The organism is Micromonospora sp. ABR4_055, assembly GCF_056160425.1.
On sequence record NZ_JBSWXD010000021.1, the window covers coordinates 22,637 to 43,374 of the forward strand.

At 69.6% G+C, this 20,738-nt stretch carries 17 protein-coding genes; 13 read left to right on the plus strand and 4 right to left on the minus strand.

Annotation, left to right across the window (positions count from 1 at the left end):
- Positions 1-177: 177 nt before the first annotated feature.
- Complete coding sequence (locus ACXAHD_RS08150; RefSeq protein ID WP_475049523.1) at positions 178-384, minus strand: DUF397 domain-containing protein; 207 nt, start codon at positions 382-384, stop codon at positions 178-180.
- Positions 381-1,253 carry a helix-turn-helix domain-containing protein gene (locus tag ACXAHD_RS08155; protein ID WP_278171870.1) on the minus strand — a complete coding sequence of 291 codons (873 nt, stop codon included), beginning with the start codon at positions 1,251-1,253 and terminating at the stop codon, positions 381-383. Before ACXAHD_RS08155 ends, ACXAHD_RS08150 begins: the two co-directional genes overlap by 4 nt.
- Before the next feature lie 397 nt (positions 1,254-1,650).
- Between ACXAHD_RS08155 and ACXAHD_RS08160 the strand changes: the two genes are divergently transcribed.
- The 4 genes from ACXAHD_RS08160 to ACXAHD_RS08175 all read left to right on the plus strand — a co-directional run bounded on the left by ACXAHD_RS08160 (position 1,651) and on the right by ACXAHD_RS08175 (position 4,668).
- The gene (locus tag ACXAHD_RS08160; protein ID WP_475049526.1) at positions 1,651-1,908 is read left to right on the plus strand and encodes a hypothetical protein; all 258 of its coding nucleotides are present in this window, start codon (positions 1,651-1,653) and stop codon (positions 1,906-1,908) included.
- A gap of 86 nt (positions 1,909-1,994) precedes the next feature.
- On the plus strand, positions 1,995-2,408 hold the full coding sequence (locus ACXAHD_RS08165) for a DivIVA domain-containing protein (protein ID WP_475049528.1): 414 nt from the start codon (positions 1,995-1,997) through the stop codon (positions 2,406-2,408).
- On the plus strand, positions 2,405-4,207 hold the full coding sequence (locus ACXAHD_RS08170; protein ID WP_475049531.1) for a hypothetical protein: 1,803 nt from the start codon (positions 2,405-2,407) through the stop codon (positions 4,205-4,207). Before ACXAHD_RS08165 ends, ACXAHD_RS08170 begins: the two co-directional genes overlap by 4 nt.
- 53 nt (positions 4,208-4,260) lie before the next feature.
- Positions 4,261-4,668 (plus strand): nucleotide triphosphate diphosphatase NUDT15, encoded by a 408-nt coding sequence (locus tag ACXAHD_RS08175; RefSeq protein ID WP_281552899.1) that lies wholly within the window; start codon positions 4,261-4,263, stop codon positions 4,666-4,668.
- A 3-nt stretch (positions 4,669-4,671) separates the two neighbouring features.
- Here ACXAHD_RS08175 and ACXAHD_RS08180 read toward each other — a convergent pair whose 3' ends face one another.
- Together ACXAHD_RS08180 and ACXAHD_RS08185 are read right to left on the minus strand one after the other, a co-directional pair.
- Complete coding sequence (locus ACXAHD_RS08180) at positions 4,672-5,280, minus strand: hypothetical protein (RefSeq protein WP_475049535.1); 609 nt, start codon at positions 5,278-5,280, stop codon at positions 4,672-4,674.
- Positions 5,270-5,755: a hypothetical protein gene (locus tag ACXAHD_RS08185; RefSeq protein WP_475049537.1), complete on the minus strand. Its 486-nt coding sequence runs from the start codon at positions 5,753-5,755 to the stop codon at positions 5,270-5,272. The genes ACXAHD_RS08180 and ACXAHD_RS08185 overlap by 11 nt, the downstream gene beginning before the upstream one ends.
- Before the next feature lie 485 nt (positions 5,756-6,240).
- On the opposite strand from ACXAHD_RS08185, the gene ACXAHD_RS08190 reads away from it, so the two are divergent.
- From ACXAHD_RS08190 to ACXAHD_RS08230, 9 genes are all read left to right on the plus strand, one after another.
- The gene (locus ACXAHD_RS08190) at positions 6,241-10,077 is read left to right on the plus strand and encodes a BREX-2 system ATPase PglY family protein (RefSeq protein ID WP_281552902.1); all 3,837 of its coding nucleotides are present in this window, start codon (positions 6,241-6,243) and stop codon (positions 10,075-10,077) included.
- Positions 10,074-12,941, plus strand: a complete 2,868-nt coding sequence (gene pglZ, locus ACXAHD_RS08195; RefSeq protein WP_475049539.1) for a BREX-2 system phosphatase PglZ — start codon at positions 10,074-10,076, stop codon at positions 12,939-12,941. The genes ACXAHD_RS08190 and pglZ overlap by 4 nt, the downstream gene beginning before the upstream one ends.
- Positions 12,938-14,266 (plus strand): BREX system ATP-binding protein BrxD, encoded by a 1,329-nt coding sequence (gene brxD, locus ACXAHD_RS08200; RefSeq protein ID WP_289212052.1) that lies wholly within the window; start codon positions 12,938-12,940, stop codon positions 14,264-14,266. The genes pglZ and brxD overlap by 4 nt, the downstream gene beginning before the upstream one ends.
- Positions 14,263-16,407, plus strand: coding sequence for a DEAD/DEAH box helicase (locus ACXAHD_RS08205; RefSeq protein ID WP_475049543.1), 2,145 nt, complete (start codon positions 14,263-14,265; stop codon positions 16,405-16,407). Before brxD ends, ACXAHD_RS08205 begins: the two co-directional genes overlap by 4 nt.
- A 10-nt stretch (positions 16,408-16,417) precedes the next feature.
- Complete coding sequence (locus tag ACXAHD_RS08210) at positions 16,418-17,131, plus strand: hypothetical protein (protein ID WP_289212054.1); 714 nt, start codon at positions 16,418-16,420, stop codon at positions 17,129-17,131.
- A gap of 74 nt (positions 17,132-17,205) precedes the next feature.
- Entirely contained in the window at positions 17,206-17,823 is a 618-nt protein-coding gene (tmk, locus tag ACXAHD_RS08215; RefSeq protein WP_281552907.1) for a dTMP kinase, read from the plus strand.
- Positions 17,823-19,133 carry a B12-binding domain-containing radical SAM protein gene (locus ACXAHD_RS08220; protein WP_281552908.1) on the plus strand — a complete coding sequence of 437 codons (1,311 nt, stop codon included), beginning with the start codon at positions 17,823-17,825 and terminating at the stop codon, positions 19,131-19,133. The genes tmk and ACXAHD_RS08220 overlap by 1 nt, the downstream gene beginning before the upstream one ends.
- 36 nt (positions 19,134-19,169) lie before the next feature.
- Positions 19,170-20,417 carry a DNA glycosylase AlkZ-like family protein gene (locus tag ACXAHD_RS08225; protein WP_289212055.1) on the plus strand — a complete coding sequence of 416 codons (1,248 nt, stop codon included), beginning with the start codon at positions 19,170-19,172 and terminating at the stop codon, positions 20,415-20,417.
- A complete protein-coding gene (locus tag ACXAHD_RS08230) occupies positions 20,417-20,734 on the plus strand; it encodes a MazG nucleotide pyrophosphohydrolase domain-containing protein (RefSeq protein ID WP_281552910.1) in 318 nt (105 codons plus the stop codon). The genes ACXAHD_RS08225 and ACXAHD_RS08230 overlap by 1 nt, the downstream gene beginning before the upstream one ends.
- Positions 20,735-20,738: the final 4 nt, after the last annotated feature.

Here is a 20,738-nt window from a genome sequence, read left to right on the forward strand (position 1 = left end):
GCGGCGGTGAGCTTCGGCCGACGACCAGGCCAGGCATACAGTCCACAGACGATCGAGGGTACGTCGCTTGCGCTCAGGGCAGACATCGCCTAAACGGTGGAGGGCCGGAACCTCCACCCGCTGAATGCCGCACTCCAGTCGTCTGCTCTCAGAATGGAGACAGCTCTCTGTCTCGGGTCAGTGAGGAGCGTCGGGGGTGAGGGTGGAGAGGAAGGACGTCCAGCCGGCGGGGGAGAAGGTGAGTGCCGGGCCGGCGGGGTCCTTGCTGTCGCGTACGAGGACTGTGGCGGGGACGTTGGTGGCGACCTCTACGCACATGCCCTGCCCGTTGCTGCGGGTGCTCTTGCGCCAGATCGCCTGATCCAGGCCACGGGGGGTGGTCATTCGGGGCTCTCCCTTGCTCCCTGCGCCAGCATCGCCTCCGCCCTCATCCGCAGGAAGGCCAGCGAGTCGGCGGGTGAGAGCGCGGTCGCACGGAGGTGGTCGAAGGCCAGCCCGTGCGTCTCCACATGGTAGTCCTTGTCCAGGTACAGAGCGCCACTCAGATTCTCCTGGTAGACGACCGTCGGATGGTTGCTGAAGTCGAGCATCGTGAAGGAGACGCCCATGCCCATGTGGGCACCCTGGCGAAACGGCAGCACTTGGACGGTGGTCGACGGCCGCTGCGCGATTGTGGCCAGGTGCTCCATCTGGGCTGCCATCACCTGCGGGCCTCCGACCGGCCGGTGCAGGACTGCCTCGTCGAGGACGAACCACATCCGGGGCGGGTTCGGCCGGTCCAGGATCTTCTGGCGAACGATACGTACCTCGACCCGCTCCTCGATCTTCCCTGGTGGGCCGTCCGGGAACTCGGCGCTGATGATGGCGCGTGCGTAGTCCGTGGTCTGGAGCAAGCCGTTGACGAGCTGAACGTTGTAGGCGCGAAGCTGGATCGCCTCGTCCTCGAACGCCACGTACTCGGCGAGTTCGTGTGCCATGGCGTTGGAGTAGTCGTGCCACCAGTTGTACTGCTGGGCCTCGCGGGCGAGCTGAGTCAGCGCCTCGACGTCCTCGTCTGACACACCGTAGAGCCGGAGCAGGTTCGTGACGGTCCTTGGTGCCACCGACACCTGCGCATTCTCGACGCGCGACAGCGTCGACTTGCCGACCTTCACCTTCTGGATGACCTGGTCGATGGTCAGATCGGCGGCTTCGCGACGTGCGCGGAGCTCTGCTGCGAGTCGACGGCGCTGAACGCTCGGGATTCCTGCCATAGAGGACAGTGTGCAGCACGGTTCTGAGTTTGGCGAGTCCCGAGCAAAGGAATCTATGAGCCGATGGGAGTTGCAAGATCACATTATTGGTGCCAACGTAGGCGGTGCATCGAAGGTGGACGGTTGATCAACTGGCCGGCTGCTGAGTAGCGGGGAACGGCGAGTTCATGATCGTTTCCCGCTGCGTATCGCTGAAATCCCAGGTGATCGGGCAGGCTGCGGTAACGGCCCGCCCGGTCGTCCCCAGCCCAATCAGAAGGGTTGATCATGGTGGCGCTTGGTGCCCTGACTTCCGGAATCCTGCTCGGGTTCTTCGTCGGGTTGTTCAGTTTCAAGGTCAAGTCGCGGTGGTGTCCCGACTGCGGTCGGACGACGGTGCCCGCCGCTGATCGATAGCGTGCCGGCCGACCGGTCACCGGCTGATCCCCGCCCCGGTGACGAGTTGATCATCGATGGCGGGGCGAGTGTGCAGTTCGCGGCCGGGCGGGGTTTCCGGTTCCGGGTGACGACGGTGGACACGAAGCTGACGTACGAGGGCTGGGTCTGGTTGGCCGGCTATGTGTTGGCGCCGGACGGTGAGGCCCGTGAGCGTCGGGAGATCTTCGTCCAGCGTGACGGTCTCCGTTGGGCACCCCGCCCGCGCCGGCACCGCTGACCAGGGCAGCGGCAGCGCTACGTGAGCCGCGCGCCCTCTACCCGTACCTCTGAAGGTTTTCGACTGTTTGAAAGGTGGTCCCTGCTGTGCGTAGATTCCTTGACCTGTTCCGCCGGCGGCCGGTGCGGAGTCGGCGTAACCGGCGGTTGCTCGCCGAGATCGCGCGCCACAATCGGCGCCCGACCGGCGCTGCGGCCGGGCCGCGTCCGCCGGTGCGGCCCGCCCCGAACGCTGCCGGTCACTTGTACGGCAGGCCGGTGCGGCCGTCGATCAGCCCCGGACTGGTCCGCGACCGCACGTTCGGCGACCGTGTGCGGCGTGGCTGCGACCCGGTCGAGGTGCGGGCGTTTCTGCACCTGGTCGCCGACGAGTTGACCGCGCTGCGCGCCGAACTTGGCTCCACCCAGGAGGAGAACGCCCGGCTCAAGCAGGCGTTGCGGGACTGGCAGTCGGAGCAGTTCGAGCAGTCGCACCGGTTCGGGGCGGGGGTGGCGGCGTGAACGGCGTCAACAAGGTGCCGGCCGGCTCGCTGCACATCGTCGGCGTCGGCGCGGACCGCCGGCGGGCGCAACGCGTGTTCACCGTCGCGAACCTCGACACCGGGCAGGTCGCCTCGACCAGCCTCGTTCCGGGCTCGTTCACGCCGATCCCGACTCCGGGTGGGACGTGGTGGTTGCCGTACGCGCCGATCGTCACCGACCTCGCCGCCCGCGCCGGGGTGGCCGCCGCGACGCTGCGTGACCCCGACTTCCCCGACGAACCCGGTCGGCTGCCGTCGTCCGGGTTGACGCTGCCCCGGCAGTGGCAGCCCGGCATCCCGCAGTCCGACCGGCTGCGGTGGGAAGCCGTCGCGCTCACCAACCGGCTGGTGACGCCGTGGCTGGTGCTGATCGGCCGCAGCGTCGAGCCGCCGCCACCCGGCGACCCGGCCCGGCTGCTCGGCCGGTTGTGTGCGCTCGCCGACCAGTTGCACGTCGACCTGGTCCTCGAAGTCCGGCCCAGCTCCATCGGGCGTGGGCTGAGCTGGGACGTCCGGTTCGAGCATGCCGGCGGTACGGTGCCCGACTACCAGCACCGGTGGATCGCCGACCTGCCGACCGCGCTCGCCACCATCCCCGCCGAACGGGCGGTGATTGGCCTGACCGTTGCCAACCCGCTGCTGCCCGCCCACTACCTCACCGACGCCGCCCTCACCGGGCGTGCGATACCGGTCGGGTTGGACGGTCACCCCGGCGGCCACGACCTCGACCAGGTCGAACGCCGCATGATCAGTGATGCCGAACAGCACGGCGGCGCGCAGGCCATCTGGCGTAACCGGCACTGGTGGCACACCAGCCTGCGACCCGCCGACACCCCCGGCACATTCGTGCGCGGCTGGGAACCGCCGGCACCGAAACACTGGGGCGAGGCGATCCCCGCCCACCCCTGCGGCCGGTGCGCCGACCGGCCGGACCCGCCGTACTGCCTGGACTGTTACGGCACCCGCCAGGTGCGGCGCGGCGCGGTGCTCACCGTCACCGACCTGCGTGGCCGGACCGTGCACCGCAACTGGCGACCCGACATCGAACCGACCGGCGACCCGGAAGCCGCCGTCGGCCCGCAACCGCCCACCCTGGTGCTCACCGACCGGCCGTCCGGCACCACCGTGTGGCAGCTCGACGAGCACTACCAGATCGGCTCGCTCGCCGCGCAGTTCGGCGTGCAGCCGACCGACCTGACCGACATCGACGGCGAACACGTCACCGACCAGCACCTGCGCAACGGTGTCAGCCAGGTCCCCCACACCGGCGGCGACCCGCTCCACGCGTACCTCGGTGAAGTCGGCGCCACCTACGACGGCGCCCGCGTCATGGTCCTGGCCACCGGCTGGCCCGGCCCCACCCTCGACGAACTCGCCGCCCTGATCCGCGGCCTCGGCCTCGCCCTGGACATCACCGTCATCGACCACCGCAACACCATCGGCCGACCCGAACTGTCCCAGGGCCACAGCTGGTCGGTCCGGGTCGTCGACCCGGCCACCCCGCTGGCCGTCGACCCGGTCCCCACCAGCGCCGCCCTGCCCGAAGCGGCCGCGCTCTGCTACCGCTACCTGCACGGCGCACTGCGCGCCACCATCCCCACCGACCCGGAAACGCCGATCTCCGTGCCGCAACAGCCCGCAGCGGCCGGCACCCTCCCCGACACCACAACCCACACCACCCAGGTACGCCGCCACGCCGCCACCCGGCCCGGCGAACCTGTCACTGTCCGCCTCCACCCCGACGGCACCCACACCCTCACTACAGACCACCCGAGGTAGCCTCTGCCTGACGATGTTGACGGCTCGGGTTGCTGGGCGTTTAGGTGGTGGGCGTGCAGCAACCGCGGGTCGGGGTGGCGGCATTCGTGCTCAGCGAAGGTCGCTTCCTGATGGGCTTCCGCAAAGGTGCCCACGGGGCCGGCACCTGGTCGCTGCCCGGCGGCCACCTCGAACACGGGGAGAGCTTCGAGCAGACCGCGCGGCGGGAGGTCGAGGAGGAAACCGGCGTCGAGATCACCAACGTACGCTTCGGAGCGGTAACCAACGACGTGTTCGACGCCGCCCGGCACTACGTGACGATCTGGATGATCAGTGACCGCCTACGGGGCAGTCCACAGGTCCGCGAGCCGGATAAGTTCGTCGACCTCCGCTGGATCGCCCCGCCCACGATGCCTGATCCACTCTTCCTCCCCATGCGCAACCTGCTCGACCAGCACGACCTGGCGCAGCTGCTGCCGTGACAATCAGCCGACGAGGGTCGGCATCTCCGACCGGTTTCTTCTGCTTTTCCGGGCGCTCCGTGATGGCATCAGCCGTGGCATGAGCTGTACCTCGACGTGATCCAGATCCTCGCGGATCGTCTGCATGCTGTGCTTCTCGGCCCGTTCCCGTTTGCCGGAGGTGCGCTCGGCCCGGCGGAGTGCTTTGAAGGACACCGCCATCAGCCAACTGGCCGCAGAAGCGCGGCTGATGTGTCTCAGGCTCGCGTCCTGCAGCCGCCGTAGATACTCGGCTAGTATCGGACGGTCGCGTGGTGGCACGTCGCCTAGGATCTGGTCCGCAATCGGGGTGCTGTTGGCAGGTTTGAAGATGGCGAGTGCGATCAACGCATCGGTCAAAGTGTGTCGCCCGGCGACGCTGATATGGGTCTTCACTAGTTTGAGAAGGCGCTCCGCGGCGGGGCTGCGTTGAATCCTCCCGGTTCGTAGGTCGTCGACCAGTCCGTCTCGAATCAGCCACAGCTCGTTGCGAAATTGGCTGTGCGCTAGGCGGGTAAGCTGATAAATTAGCAGGAATGGTGACAGGGCTGCAGAGATCAGCATTATGAAGAATGCCAGCGAGTCAATGTGCATTTTCTTCCTCTTTCTGTCGGATATTCGCGCTCTCCAGCTCCTTCTCTAGTTTGTCAAGGCGCTCTCTCTGTTGCTTGATCTTCTTCTTCCTCAGGCGACTCTGATTTGCTGTCACGCCAAGGATGGTGGTGGATGCAACGGAGTAGGCAACTGCTATGCTTACTCTTATGTCGGCATTCACGGCTGTTGTCTCGCCGGCGAAGGCGGCGGCGATAGGCTGCACCGCTTGAAGTGGAATCCATGCTACGGCGATGACCGCGATCCACCGCGTGCCGTCGACAATCCCTTGAGTAATCTGGAACTTGTGGCCCTTTCTGCTATCTTCCCTCAGCTGCTTGAGTGCCTGCTCGGCCCGTTCAGCTCGCAGGTTTGCTCGATCGATTTGCAGCCGTAGTTTTTCTTTTTCGAGGTCGTCTATCTGCTTCTGTGGGTGTTCGCTGACCTCATCATGATCGTCTTTGTTGCTCTCCCGCATGACTGAGGATCATAAGAGCTTTCGTGTTGTTGAGTTTGACGTGCAAAAACAGCTAATCGGGCAAGCTGGGCTGTTGGGCTCTTCTTCGCATCTCTCTGTTATCTGACTGATGATCATGGGTAACTGCTGGTGGTGATTGATGTGCGGATAGTGTTGATCTTTGCTCGCGGGGTCACATCTGTCGGCTATCTGACTTTTTTGATCAACTCTTGGTTGTCGGGGGTGTGCGTACGGTGATGATACCGCAACGTCAATATCGTGTTCAATCTTAGCGGCGTTGATGAACGTGGATGTAGTGGGAGTTTGCCTACATCGAACTGATTGCACGATCTTCGCCGCGCTACCAGGTATGGCGCGTGCGCTTCATTACGGGACGAGGCGAACTGTGGGCGACGTGTCTGGGCTTGCCGGCGCTTGCCGCCTAGGATCGACGGGCTGAGGCGGTCACGGCTTCACACGTGCTCAACCGGGTGGAGGGGAGCGGGATGACACTGCTGCGGGATCTGATCAACATCCCGACCTCGGTGGGTGACTCCGACTTCGTCGTACGCGCCGCCGCCGGTGCCGATCTGGCCAACTACGTCGTCACCGACCAGCTCCGGGACAGCTTTACCAAGGCACTCGCCAAGGTCGAGCACGCCGTCACCACCGGCCGGTCCCAGGCCACCTTCCTGCACGGCTCCTTCGGCTCCGGCAAGTCACACTTCATGGCCGTACTGCGGGAGATCCTGCACGGCAACCCCGAGGCCCGCGCGCTGCGCAACCTCGGCGAGCAGGTGACCGCCGCCGACAAGTGGCTCACCGGGCGGCGGCTGCTCACCCTCACCTTCCACATGCTCGACGCCCGCTCGGTCGAACAGGCCGTGCTGGAGGGCTACCTCAACCAGATCACCGCCCTGCACCCCGACGCGCCGACGCCCGCCGTACACCGGTCCGACGCGCTGCTGACCGACGCGGCCCGGCTGCGCGCCCGGATGGGCGACGAGGCGTTCTTCGCCGCGCTCAGTGACGCCGACCCCGGCGTCGCCGCCGGGTCGGCCAGCAGCGGCGCAGGCAGCGCCGTCGGATCCGCCTCCGCCGTCAGCTCGGACGACGGAACCCCCGGCCTGGCCGTGCTGCACAGCCAGCGACAGGGTTGGACCGCAGACCGGTACGCGGCGGCCGCCGCCGAGCCGCCGGGCACCGCCGACCGCGACCGGCTCGTCACGGCCCTGACCACCGCGTTCTTCACCAACGCGGTACGCAGCGGCGAATACCTCGACCTCGACACCGGACTCGCCGTCATCACCCGGCACGCCAGCGACCTCGGCTACGACGGGATCGTCCTCTTCCTCGACGAGATGATCCTGTGGCTGTCCACCAAGATGAGCGACCACGTCTTCGTCAACACCGAAGGCGCCAAGCTCAACAAGCTGGTCGAATCGGCCGACGCCGACCGACCGATCCCGCTGATCTCCTTCGTCGCCCGGCAACGCAACCTGGAGGACTTCCTCGGCCCGCAGGTCGGCGGCACCGAACGCGAAGCCCTCGCGTTGGTCCTGCGCAGCGTCCAGGGCCGGCTCGGCGAGATCCCGCTCGCCGACACCAACCTGCCGGAGATCACCGAGAAACGGCTGCTCAAGCCGCTCACCGACGAAGCGAAGGCCGAAATCGACCGGGCCTTCGCCGTCGTCCGCGGCAACCGGCAGGTCTGGGACATCCTGCTGCTCGGCGCGCAGTACGGCGACGCCGGCATCGGCTCCGACGCCACCGCCTTCCGCAAGCTCTACCCGTTCTCCCCGGCCCTGGTCGCCACCCTCGTCGCCCTTTCCCAAGCCTTGCAGCGGGAACGGACCGCGATCAAGGTGATGACCGAGCTGCTCGTCGAACGCCGCGACACCCTGCGGATCAACGACCTGATCGGCGTCGCCGCGCTGTTCGAGCCGCTGGTGCTGCGCGGCGAACTGCCCGACCGGGTCGAACTCAAACAGCGCTTCCAGGCCGCCCGCGAGCTGTACGGCAAGAAGCTGCGCCCGCTGCTGCTGCGCCTCAACGGCATCACCGAAGCTGACGCCGTCGGCAACACCCAGTTCGAGCTCGACGACAAGCTGATCAAGACGGTGCTGCTCGGAGCACTCGTACCCGAGGTGCCCGCCCTGCACAACCTCACCGCCGGCAAACTGCACGCGCTCAACTTCGGCACCATCACCTCGCCGATCCCCGGCTACGAACACCAGATCGTGCTCAACCGGCTCAACAAGGTCGCCAACGAAGCCGGCGAGCTGCACCTCACCGACGGCGCCGACCCGGTCGTCACCATCGAGCTGCACACCGTCGACTACGACAAACTGCTCGACCTGGTCCGGCCCGAAGAGGCGACCACCGGCGGCGCGTTGCAGCAGTTGCTGCGCGAGCTGGTCAGCACCGAGATCGGGCTGACCGGCGCCACCGGGCAGCTCGGCGAGCTGCAACACCCCCGCGAGTGGCGCGGCCGGCGACACACCGTCCAGGTCAAGTTCGGCAACGTACGCGACGCCGACAGCATGCCCGTCGCCGCGCTGCTGCCCACCGGCGACGCCTGGCGGATCGTCATCGACTACCCGTTCGACCCGCAGGGCCGCCCGCGCAGCGACGACCGGGCCCGGATCGAAGCCCTGCGGCGCGGCGAACGCAGCGTCTTCTGGCTGCCGCTCTACCTCAGCGACCAGATGATGGGTCACCTCGCCCAACTGTCGAAAATCAACTACCTGCTGGGCGGCACCGGCGAACGGTACAACGACGCCGTCCGCGACTGGTCGGTGAGCGAACGCCAGCAGGGCCGCGTCTACCTCCAGCAGCGGCAGACCCAGCTGCGCGGCACCGTCACCAACGCCCTCAAACAGGCGTACGGCGTCGCCGCCCCGCAGCCCGGCGACGTCGTCGAGGACAGCGTCGGGGTGCTGCACACCCTCGACGACGCCGTCGCCGGCGAACTCGGCGACCCGCGCGGCGGCACCCTGGCCCAGGCGTTCCACAACCTCACCGGCCAGCTGCTGACCCTGACCTACCCGGGCCGGCCGGCGCTGCCCGAGGACGAGAAACCGCCGACCAGCGCCGAGCTGGCCAAGGTCCTCCTCTACGCCCGGCAGGCCGTCGCCGACCCCACCCGGGGCGCCACCGTCCCGGCCACCGACCAGCGGACCCTGCGGCGGATCTGCAACAACCTGCAACTCGGTGAGCTGGCCGACCACCGCTACGTGCTCACCACCAGCACCAGCTACTGGACCCGGCACCTGCTGCAGCGGGCCGCCGCCGACGGCCACCGGGACAGCTTCCCGGTGCACCGACTGCGCGGCTACCTCGACCAGCCGGAGCCCCGAGGCTTCGACCGCAGCCTGCAGAACCTGATCCTCTGCGTCTTCGCCCTCGACCACCAGCTCGCCTGGTACCTCAACGAAGGCCAAGTCACCGTCGACCGGGTCGACGCCGTCACCGACGCCCACGAACTGAAGTTCCCGCCGATGCCGAGCGACACCGACTGGCAACAGGCAATCGAACGCGCCCAGCACCTGTTCGGCCAGGTGCTGCCGGCCTGGCTCATCCCAGCAAACCTCGCCAAGGCGGCGGCCCAGGTCCGGAAAGCCGCCACCGAACATGGACCGGCCGTCAGCGACCTGCTCGACCAGCTCACCGCGCACGCCGGCACCCTCGGCCTCGACCCCGCCGCCGACACCGGTCGGATCGGCGTCACCCGCCGCCTCGCCCGGCTGCTCACCGACCTGCGCCACGAACGCGACGACGTCGTCCTGATCGCCCAACTCGCCGGCGCCGACCTCGGCGACATCGACGACGCGACCGCCGGAACGGCGATCGCCAGCGCGCCGACGCTGGTCCGCGCCCTGCGGGACCTCCAATGGTCGGTGCTGACCGCCATCGCCTCGATGGCCGCCGACGACCAGCGGGCCCGCGCCCTGGTCGACCGGCTGCACACCGCCGCCGGCCACCACCAGCACGCCCTCGACCTGGTCGGCGAGCTGCACGCCGTGTTCGGCGCGGCAGCCGCACTGCTCGCCGAACGCCGCCCCACCCCGACACCGCCGACACCGGACCCGGCTCCGAATCTGGATCCAAGGCCGAACCCGCAGCTGCCCGGCGGGGGTGCCACGGTCACCGTCGCCGACCCCAGCGGTACGCGGGCCATGGGCTACGACCACACCGGCGGCGGCTCGCCTGCCGTGCCCGGTGTGAAGCCGCCGCGCCAGCGGACCATCGTCGACGAGGCCGGCCTCAAGGAACTCACCGACGAGATCGGCGGCGAGCTCGCCCAGGGCAGACGGGTCCGGATCACCTGGGAGACCGAGTGACCGCAGTACCTACCCAGCCGACCACGACTCCACCGGGCCGGCCGGACATCGTCCGGCCCGACGCCGTACGCCGCAAAGTCGATGCCTGGCTGAAGGAGGGCGACGGCGCCGACGCCATCGCGCTGCGCGCCGCACCGGTCTGGGGCAGCGACCCGGTGATCATCCTTGGCGGCGTCCGGCTGCGGGTCGTCGCCTGCCCGACGCCGCTCGCCGCCCGAGCCGCCCTGCACGACCGGGCCGCCGACGAGAAGCTGGTGCTGCTCACCGACCTGCCCGACGCCGTCCTCGGTGACGGGCTGCTCGCCCACCTCAGCCGGCAGTCCGTCCGCAGCGTCAACGCCTGGGAACTCGTCCGGCAGATGTTCGGCGGCGTGCGACTCGACCCGAGCCTGCCGACCGACCGCCGCTGGCTGCCCGCCGCGCTCGCTGACCACGCCCCCGTCGACGGCTGGCCCACCCCGCCCGGCACGATCCTCACCCGCGACCACGCGCTGCGCTGCCTCACCGCCGAACTGCTCGGCATCGACCGTGACCAGCTCGACGCCTCCGGGCTGCTGCAGTGGACCACCGACGCGCAGGCGCAGCAGCGGTTCACCGACAGGGTCGCCGCCGATGTCGCCGACGGCATCACCGCCTATCTCCGTGACGTCGCCGGGCCGATCGCCGAGCCGGTGATGGCGGCGGTCCGCGCCGGCCACGGCGTCGACGTCATCCCCATCGGACTGCTCGCCGAGGTGCTCTGGCCCACGCCAGCCGGCGGGCCAGCCGGCGGGCCAGCCGGCGCGGCGGCCAGCCGACCGGCCGGCGTCGAGGTCGCCGTCGCCCGGACCCGGCTCGAACCCCGCTTCGGCACCCTGCGGATGACCCCCGTGCAGGCCGCGGCGCTGCACGATGCCGCCGACGCCTGGGTGGCCCGAGCCCTCGACTCCGACGACGAGCTGGCCCGCCAGCAGGGGCTGCGACTGGTCCGCCGGGCCGAGGCCATCGCCGCCGACATCGAGCTGACCAGCCAGTTGGCGGCGTCCAGCCTGCTGCCCGCTGGCGTCACCTGGCGGCTGCGTGCCTTCGCGGCAGCCGTCCACGCCGCCCTGCCGCCACCCGGCGCACCCGCCGCCGGCACCGTCACCACGGCCGGGCTCAGTCGAGCAGAAGCCGCGTTCAAACGGCTCACCGAACACCGGGCCGCCGACCAGGGCAGGCGGACCACCGCCCACATGGCCCTGCGTCTGCTGCGCTGGCTCAGCCGACCGGCCGGCCAGCCACCCCGGACCCTGTACGCAGCCCTGCAACGGCAGGTCACCGTCGACGGCTGGGTGGACCGGGCCCGGCTCGACGTCTTCGCCGGCGACGTCGACCCCGAGGTCGCCGAGGCGTACCAGGCGCTGCACCGGGCCGTCGACGCCCGCCGCGCCCGCCACGACGAACAGTTCGCCGGCCTGCTCGCCGAAGCCACCCGCGCCGACGCCGAACCCGGCCGGATGCTGCGCGTCGAAGACGTCCTGGACCGGGTCGTCGCCCCGATCCTCGACGCCGGACGTCAGGCGCTGCTGCTGGTCATGGACGGCATGGGTGTCGCCGCCGCCACCGAACTCGCCGAATCGCTCAGCCGCGACGGCAGCTGGATCGAGCTGACCCAGGCCGGCGGCCCCCGGGCCGGTGTCCTCGCCGCGCTGCCCACGGTGACCGAGGCCAGCCGGTGCAGCCTGCTCAGCGGCCGACTCGCCGTCGGCGACCGGCAGACCGAGCAGACCGCGTTCGAAGGGCGGTTCACCGGCGGTCGGCTGCTGCACAAGAGGTCCCTGCGGGCCGGGGCGGGTGCCGCCATCGACCCCGAGGTGCGGGCCGCAATCGACGACCCGACCGTGCCGGTGCTGGCCGCCGTCGTCAACACCATCGACGACTCCCTCGGCTACGGCGAGCCCGGCAGCACCGTCTGGGGCCAGGACACCGTCCCGGCCGTACGGGACCTGCTCGCCGTCGCCCGGCACCGGGTAGTGGTGATCGTCTCCGACCACGGGCACGTCGTCGACCGGGGGCCCGAGGCGGTCACCCTGCCCGGCGGCGACGGGCAGCACAACCGGTGGCGACCGGTCACCAGCAGCACCACCGACAGCAGCGGCGACAGCGCCAGTGACCGGCTCGGTGACGGCGAGTTCCTGGTCACCGGGCGGCGGGTGCTGCTCGGCGGCGGCACCATCGTGCTGCCGTGGCGGGAGGAGTTGCGCTACGGCCCCCGCAAGGCCGGCTACCACGGCGGCGCCGCCCCGGCCGAAGCCGTCATCCCGCTGCTGATGTTCACCGCCGGCAACGAAGAGTCGGTGCCCGACTGGCAGCCCGCTCCGGTCGCCAGCCCTGACTGGTGGCGGGAACCGGTGTCGTCGACAGCACAGCCCGGCACCGGCGGCGGCCGATCCGGTACGGGCGGCAGGCGGGCCGGCAAGGGCGGCCAGTCGGCGAAGCCGGTCCAGACCGAGCAGCTGTTCGACGTACCCGCCGATCCGCAGCAGCCGACGACGGCCGCGCCGCCGGCAGCCACCCCGGCCGACGCGGACCGGGCGCTGATCGACCGGCTCCTCACCAGCGAGCGGTACGCCCAGCGCCGCAACCCGCGTACCCCGCTCGACGACGACCGGGTCGCCGCCCTGCTCCGGGTGCTGCTGGCCGGCAGCGGCCGGGCCGGGCTGGAAACCCTCGCCGCGCAGGCCGGGGTGCCCGCGCACCGGATCCAGGGCACGGTGACCGCGTTGCGTCGGCTGCTGCAGGTCGAGGGATACCCGGTGCTGACCATCGACGCCGACGGGCAGACCGTCGTGCTCGACAGGCCGCTGCTGGTCGAGCAGTTCGACCTCGGCGAGTCGTCGTGACCGTGCCGACCCCGCCGGGCAGCCCACCGGAGATCTCCCCGCGTCGCCGCCGCGACATCATCGACGCGCTGCGGCGCGGTGCCGTGCCCGCCAACGGCCTCGATGCGCTCGCGGTCGGGCTGGACCGGTTCGCCGCCGCCATCGACGACGACCTCGACCGGGTCGCCGGTGGCGGCAGCGTCTTCAAAGCCGTCCGTGGCGAGTACGGTGCCGGCAAGACGTTCTTCGCCCGCTGGCTGGCCGAACGGGCCAAACGGCGCAGTTTCGCCGCCGCCGAAGTGCAGATCTCCGAGCTGGAAACCCCGCTGCACCGGATGGAGACCGTCTACCGCCGGCTCGTCGAGCACCTCAACACCGAACAGTTCGCCGCCAGCGCGCTACGTCCCGTCCTCGACGGCTGGATCTTCGCGCTGGAGGAGGACGTACTCGCGTCGGGCACCGTCAGTGAATCGGACCGCGACGGGCTCGACCGGGCCGTCAGCGACCTGCTGGAACGCCGCCTCGCCGAAATCTCCCGCAGCACCCCCGGGTTCGCCGCCGCGCTGCGCGGCTACCGCACCGCCACCGCCGTCGGCGACCAGCCCACCGCCGACGGGCTCGCCGCCTGGCTCGCCGGGCAGCCGCACGTCGCCGCCGCCGCGCGCCGGGCCGCCGGAGTCAAAGGCGACCTGGACCACTTCGCCGCGCTGAGCTTCCTGCGTGGCCTGCTCACCGTGCTGCGCGACAGCGGCCACCCCGGTCTGCTGCTCGTCCTCGACGAGGTCGAAACCCTGCAACGGGTCCGCTCCGACTCCCGGGACAAGGCCCTCAACGCGCTGCGCCAACTCGTCGACGACGTCCACGCCGGACGGTTTCCCGGCCTGTTCCTGGTGATCACCGGTACCCCCGCCTTCTACGACGGGCCGCAGGGGGTGCAGCGGCTCGCCCCGCTGGCCCAACGCCTCGCCACCGACTTCGGCGGCGACCCCCGCTGGGACAACCCGCGCGCGGTGCAGCTGCGGCTGCCCGGTTTCACCGTGCCGGCGCTCGTCGAGCTCGGCGTACGGGTCCGCCACATCTACGGCAGCGACCGGCTCGCCGACCGGGTCGACGACGCGTACCTGACCGAGCTGGCCGACGCGGTCACCGGCAGACTCGGCGGCACCGTCGGGGTGGCCCCCCGGATCTACCTGAAGAAGCTGGTCGCCGACGTGCTCGACCGGGCCGACCAGTTCACCGACTGGGACCCGCGCCAGCACTACCAGCTGACGGTGCGCTCCGACGAGCTGACCCCGGTCGAACGCAACGCCGCCAGCGCCGGCGAGGTCCCGTTGGACCTGCCGTGACCGACACCGGCGAGCTGCACCCGGTCCTGACGTACCACCTGGTCAACAGCCTCGGTTGGCGGGACCTGCGACCACTGCAGCGGGCCGCGGTCGGCCCTATCCTGGCCGGTGCGGACGCCCTGCTGCTGGCCCCCACCGCCGGCGGCAAGACCGAAGCCGCCATGTTTCCGCTGCTGTCGAAGATGACCGACGCCGGCTGGCCCGGCACCTCGGTGCTCTACCTGTGCCCGTTGAAGGCACTGCTGAACAACCTGCTGCCCCGGCTGGAACGCTACGCCGACTGGCTCGGCCGCCGGGCCGCCCTCTGGCACGGCGACGTCACCCCCGCCCGCCGCCGGGCGATCCTCGCCGGCCGGCCCGACATCCTGCTGACCACCCCGGAATCGCTGGAAGCGATGCTGGTCAGCGCCAACGTCGACCACCGGTCGTTCTTCGCCGGCCTGCGGGCCGTCGTCGTCGACGAGGTACACGCCTTCGCCGACGACGACCGTGGCTGGCACCTGCTGGCCGTCCTGGAACGGCTCACCCACCTGATCGGCCGACCGCTGCAACGGATCGGGCTGTCGGCCACCGTCGGCAACCCGGACGCCCTGCTGACCTGGCTGCAGGGCTCCGGCGCGGCCAGCCGCCCGAGCCGGGTCGTCGCCCCCGACACCGCTTCCGCCCCGGCTGCCGCTTCCGCCCCGGTCGCGGGGGCAGCCGTCGCGGACCGGGCACCGCCCGGCGACGTCGAGCTTGACTTCGTCGGCTCGCTGTCCAACGCCGCAACCGTCATCGCCGCCCTGCACGCGGGCGAGAAACGGCTCGTCTTCTGCGAATCCCGGCAGACCGTCGAAGAACTCGGCCAACTGCTGCGCCAACGCGACATCACCACATTCCTGTCACACGCATCGCTCTCCGTCGACGAACGGCGCCGCTCCGAACAGGCGTTCGCCGAGGCCCGGGACTGTGTCATCGTCTCCACCAGCACCCTGGAGCTCGGTATCGACGTCGGAGACCTGGACCGGGTGATCCAGATCGACGCCCCGGCGACCGTCGCCTCGTTTCTGCAGCGACTCGGCCGGACCGGACGCCGCCCCGGCGCCAGCCGCAACTGCCTGTTCCTCGCCCGCGACGGCGACGCCCTGGTCGAAGCAGCCGCCCTGCTGACCCTGTGGGGTAGCGGCTGGGTGGAGCCGGTCGTCCCGCCACCTGAGCCCCGGCACATCGTCGCCCAGCAGATCCTCGCCCTGAGCCTGCAGCAGAGCCAGGTCGGCGACCAGGAGTGCGTCGCCTGGTGGAACGGGCTGACACCGTTCGACGAAAGCGCCCGGCCGATCCTGCGGCACCTGGTGGACAGCGGATACCTCGACACCGACAGCGGCATGCTGTTCATCGGCCCCGAAGCCGAAAAGCGGTTCGGGCACCGGCACTTCATGTCGATGACCGCGGTCTTCACCGGTCCACCCGAGTTCACCGTCCGCTACGGACAATCCGAGCTCGGCCGGATCGACCCGAGCCTGCTCACCGAGGAGGTCCGGGGTGACCGCCGGCTATTGCTCACCGGGCAGAGTTGGCGGGTCACGTACATCGACTGGCGGCGACGGCGCTGCTTCGTCGAACCGGCCGACGGCGGAGGGAAGGCCCGTTGGACGGCTGGCGGCCTCGCCGGGCTGGGCTACGAACTGACCCGGGCCATGCGTAACGTCCTGCTCGGCACCGATCCACCGGTACGGCTCACCCGCCGCGCGGTCGACCGGCTGCACCGCGTACGCGACGAGCGCTCCTCGCTGGTGCACCCCGGCGGCAACGTCATCCTGCGTGACCGCTCCGGCGACCTGCGCTGGTGGACCTGGGCCGGATACCGGGCCAACGCCACCCTCGCCGCCACCCTCAGCGAAGTGGTCGACCCGGTGCAGCGCTTCGACGACTGCCAGATCCGGCTGCGCGCCGACCTGACCCCCGCCGACTGGCGTTCCCTCACCGCCGACGCCACCGACCGGATCTGCCTGCCCGACGTCGACGAGAAGGCCCTGGAAGGGCTCAAGTTCAGCGCTGCCCTGCCGGCGCGGCTCGCAATGGCTACCCTCGCCGCCCGACTGGCCGACCCGGTTGCCGCCTTGGCCGTGCTCCGGCAGGGAACCCGGTTCGTGTCAGTTTAGGATTGCCCGGGTGACCGATCAGGAGCTTTTCGCCCGTGTCCGGGAGCTGCGGGAACGGGGCAGCTCACCCAAGCAGATCGCCAGGGCCCTCGGGATGGCGCCGTCGGCCGTCGCGCCGCTGGTCCGCCAGATCGCGGCGGCCCAGCAGGCACACACCGACCCGGCCGACCGGGCGCTGCTCGGCTGCTGGATCAACCCCGGCTGGAGCGTCGGCCTCGGTCTGGCCGAAGCATCCGACGAGTGGGCGGCCACCGACCCGCAGGCCGGTGTCGAAGTCGGCCCCAGCGGCCTGGTGCACGTGCTCGTCGCCCGTCAGGAGCGCGCCAGCCGGGCTACCGTTTGCGGCTTTCTGATCGACGTCTACTGCCTCGGCGTCAAGAACGCCATCGGCCCGCTGCCGATGAGCATCGGCTCCATCGACGACTTCCGACGCGAGTTCTTCAGCACACTGGACGTGTCGCCGCTGGTCGCGCCGCTGGAGCTGGCCCAGCACCTGGTACACGGGTCGGTCGCGTACGCCCGGGGTCTGGGTTTCGAACCGCACCCGGACTTCGGCCCGACGGCCCCCTACCTCGGCGCCCCGGCCACCCCCACCCCGATCCAGTTCGGCCGCGACGGCAAACCGCTCTACATCTCCGGCCCGTACGACGACCCGCACGCGATCATTCGGACCCTGGAGTCGACGGTCGGTGCCGGCAACTTCGACGTCGTCACCCACGTGTGACGCTGCTGAAAGACGACAGCGAGCTTGACCCGATACATCTTCACAACTAGTTCTGTCTACATCACCCTGGGTTTGTGGGTGGATCGGGTTTGCTCGTCACCATCGACGGGCAGAGCGGAGTCGGCAAGACCACCGCCGCGCGGTTGCTCCACGAACAGTTGCGCGCTCAAGGCAGGCGGGTGCTGCTTACCCGCACCCCGTCCGATTCGGAGATCGGCTCCCTCGCCCGCGCCGGCACCTTCACCTACCGGGCATGGGAACTCGCGCTACTGGTAGCGGCCGACCGATACCACCACGAGCGTTCCGTGCTGCGACCGGCGGTCGCCGACGGTGCGATCGTGATCTGCGACCGCTATCTCGCGTCATCGCTCGTGCTGGATCCGCTCGACGGTGTCGCGCCCGACCTGGTGCGGGCGATCTACCGCCACCTGCCAGCTCCCGACATCGCCGTCATCCTGAGTGGAGACCCCGAGGTCTGTGCTCGTCGGGCAGCGGCCCGGGGACACTACAGCCGCTTCCACACCCCCGACCCCGCAGCCAACCGCCGCGAACGGGCTGGCTTCGTTGCCGCCGCGGAAGCGTTGCGCCGGGCTGGACATCCTGTCCTGACCTACGACATCGGTACCGACACCGCAGACGCCGTCACCCGGCAACTCGCCGGCCTGATTGTCGACCGGACCGGAGACCGGTGATGCAGGTCGCGCTGCTCTACCCCGAGGTCTACGACATGGCGCGGTTCCGGGAGCGTCGCAAGGAGTTCCCGCCGTTCGGGGTGCTCTACCTCGCGGCCGTGATCGAACAGGCCGGGCACGCCGTACGCATCATCAAGGTCACCCCCGAGCAGACCGCGCCGGACCTGACCGGCTGCGATGCGATCGGCTTCTCACTGGCCTCGTCCGCGACGTACGGGATGATGCTGGCCGCCCGGCACAGCGCTCGCTTCGACGGTGACCCGCTCGTGATGGTCGGCGGCGTGCACTGCAACTTCTACCCCGAGAGCAGCATGACCGACTTTCAAGCACACGTCGCCGCCGTCGGCGAATCAGAAGAGACCATACTCGAACTGCTCAACCGGGCCGGTGACCGCCGATTCGACGGCATTCCGGGCGTGCTCTGGCACGACGGCAGCCAGCTCCGACGGGAACCGAACCGGCCGCTGCTGCGCGACATCGACCAACTGCCCCTGCCTGCGCGGCATCTTCTCGCCCGCGACGACCTGGTCCTCGCCGACCGGCTCGCCGGCACCGACCTGCGGATGGCGCACGTCATGTTCAGCCGTGGCTGCCCGTTCCCGTGTTCGTTCTGCGCCGCCGGGCAGACCCGCATCCAGTACCGCAGTGGGGTCAGCGCCCGCCGCGAGTTGACCCAGTTGATCGAGGCGTACGGTATCCAGGGCTTCGCGATAGTCGATGACAACTTCATCGTTAACAAGCACAAGGTCGGCGAGATCTGCGACCACATCGCCGACCTGGGACTGCGCTGGTCGGCGCTATCGAGGGTGGACACCATCGATTCGCCGTTGCTGGCCCGGATGGCCGCGTCCGGCTGCATCGAAATCAAGTACGGTATGGAGTCGGGCAGCGAGACACTGCTGAAAGCCATGCGGAAGAACACCACCCGCGACCAGATCCGTCGAGCTGTCGCCGCGACTGTAGATGCCGGAATCGCGGCCAAGGTCTTCGTCATCCACGGCTACCCCGGTGAGGACTGGAGGACCACCGAGGAGACGATCTCCCTGCTCGCAGAACTGCGTCCATTGTTGGCGCGGGTATCGCTGTTCCGGTTCGTGCCGCTGCCCGGCACTCAGGTCTACGACCAAGCGGCGGCCTACGGCCTGCGGGGAACCCACCTGCAAGCGGACTGGGACGGCGACTGGGCAAAGTTTCACATTCATCACAACAACCGGCACTGGTGGGGCACGGCGCAGCAGTGGGCACAGACGCAGCAGTCGTATGACCTGCTGAGAAACTTCGTGGAAGAGAACTGGGGCCGGCAAGGCTGACCCCCGGGACGCACGACATCGTGCTAGCGTCCCCGCGTGCCTGCGGCTGAACCGGACATCGCCGCCCGCCACTGCCTCACTGGGGCGGAGGCCGACCGACTCTGGCGATGGTTGTTGGACCGACAAGGGCTCGGCACGAGTCGACGCTATACAGACGTCCCGCAGATCGCCGAAGCCGCACTAGGGCTGCACGCAGCCCGGCTGCCGTCACCGTACGCCACCGTGCTGGCCCGCGCACACAGCCCGGACGTGGCGATGCGGCTGTGGCACCCGCGCACCCACCGGGCCGTCACCACCATTCGCTGCATGCGCAAGACCCTGCACACCTTGCCGCTCGACCTCGCCGCTGCGGCCCACGCCGCCACGTTGCACTACCGGGAACGTGACGCCCTGCGTCAGGTGATCAACGCTGGGCTCACCGACCGAATGATCCACCGGACCACCGGAGCGATCGAAGCGCTGCTCAGCGAGGCGGGGCACCTTCCGCACCGAACGATCGAGGAACGCATCTGTGGTGGGGGCACCCCGGTTGTCGCCGTCCGCCTGGCGTTGAAGCTGGCCTGGGAGCGTGGGCTGGTCACGTACCGCAACCGCAGTGCCGGCTGGAACCGCGAACAGCGCACCTTCGCGCTCACCTCCACCGCCCACCCCGACCTCGACCTGAGCCTTGACCGGCAGACCGGCACCGCGCGCCTCGTCGAGGCGTACCTGGACCGGTACGGGCCGGCGTCGCTGCGCGACGTCGCCTGGTGGGCCGGGCTGTCCCGTAGCGCGATTCTGGCAGCGCTGAACGGCGGTGGGAGATCCCTCGTAGCTATACATGCGCCGTGGACCACCGCGACCCTGTACATCTACCGTGATCGTCTCGAGCAGTTCAGCCGGGACGATCACGCGGAACCGTCAGACGAGGCGCATTTTCTGGCTCACGAGGACGTCGCCCTGAAAGCGTACGCTGAGACCCGGTCACGCTATCTCGGCACACTGGCCGAACGTGCGGCGTTCAACCAGATCGGCGAAGCGCTGCCGACGATCGTCGTCGCCGGCAAGGTCGTCGGTATCTGGCAATGGAGCTCACCCGAACGTGCAGTGTCCTGCACCATGTTTCGCGGCCGGGCCACGCCGGCGATTCGGGCCGGTGTTCGACGGACGGCTCGACGCGTGGCCGCCGGCCTGCGGATGGGATACGACGGCAGAGATCGTATGACCAGCACCAAGTCCTCCACCCGGCGCCTACCAGGGCCGCTAGCGTCCCCTGCGCCCCGACACCTGAACGAGGTTGTCTAATGCTCCCGCTGCCCAGCGCCGCAACGCTTCAGGACCTGCAACGGTATGTCTCCGAGATGGAGAAGGAACGGGGATTCGCTGACCGCAGCGCCGTCGACCAGTGCCTGCTGTTGGGGGAGGAGGTCGGAGAGCTGTTCAAGGCGGTACGCAAACACGAGCGGCTCTCGGTCGAAGCCACATCGATCGTCGGCACCGTCGATGAAGAACTCGCCGACATCCTGATTTTCGTCTGCGCGGTCGCCAACCGGTACGGCATCGACCTCGACGACGCGCTGCGCCGCAAGGAGGCCCACAACGAGCAGCGCGTCTGGGCGTGACGGC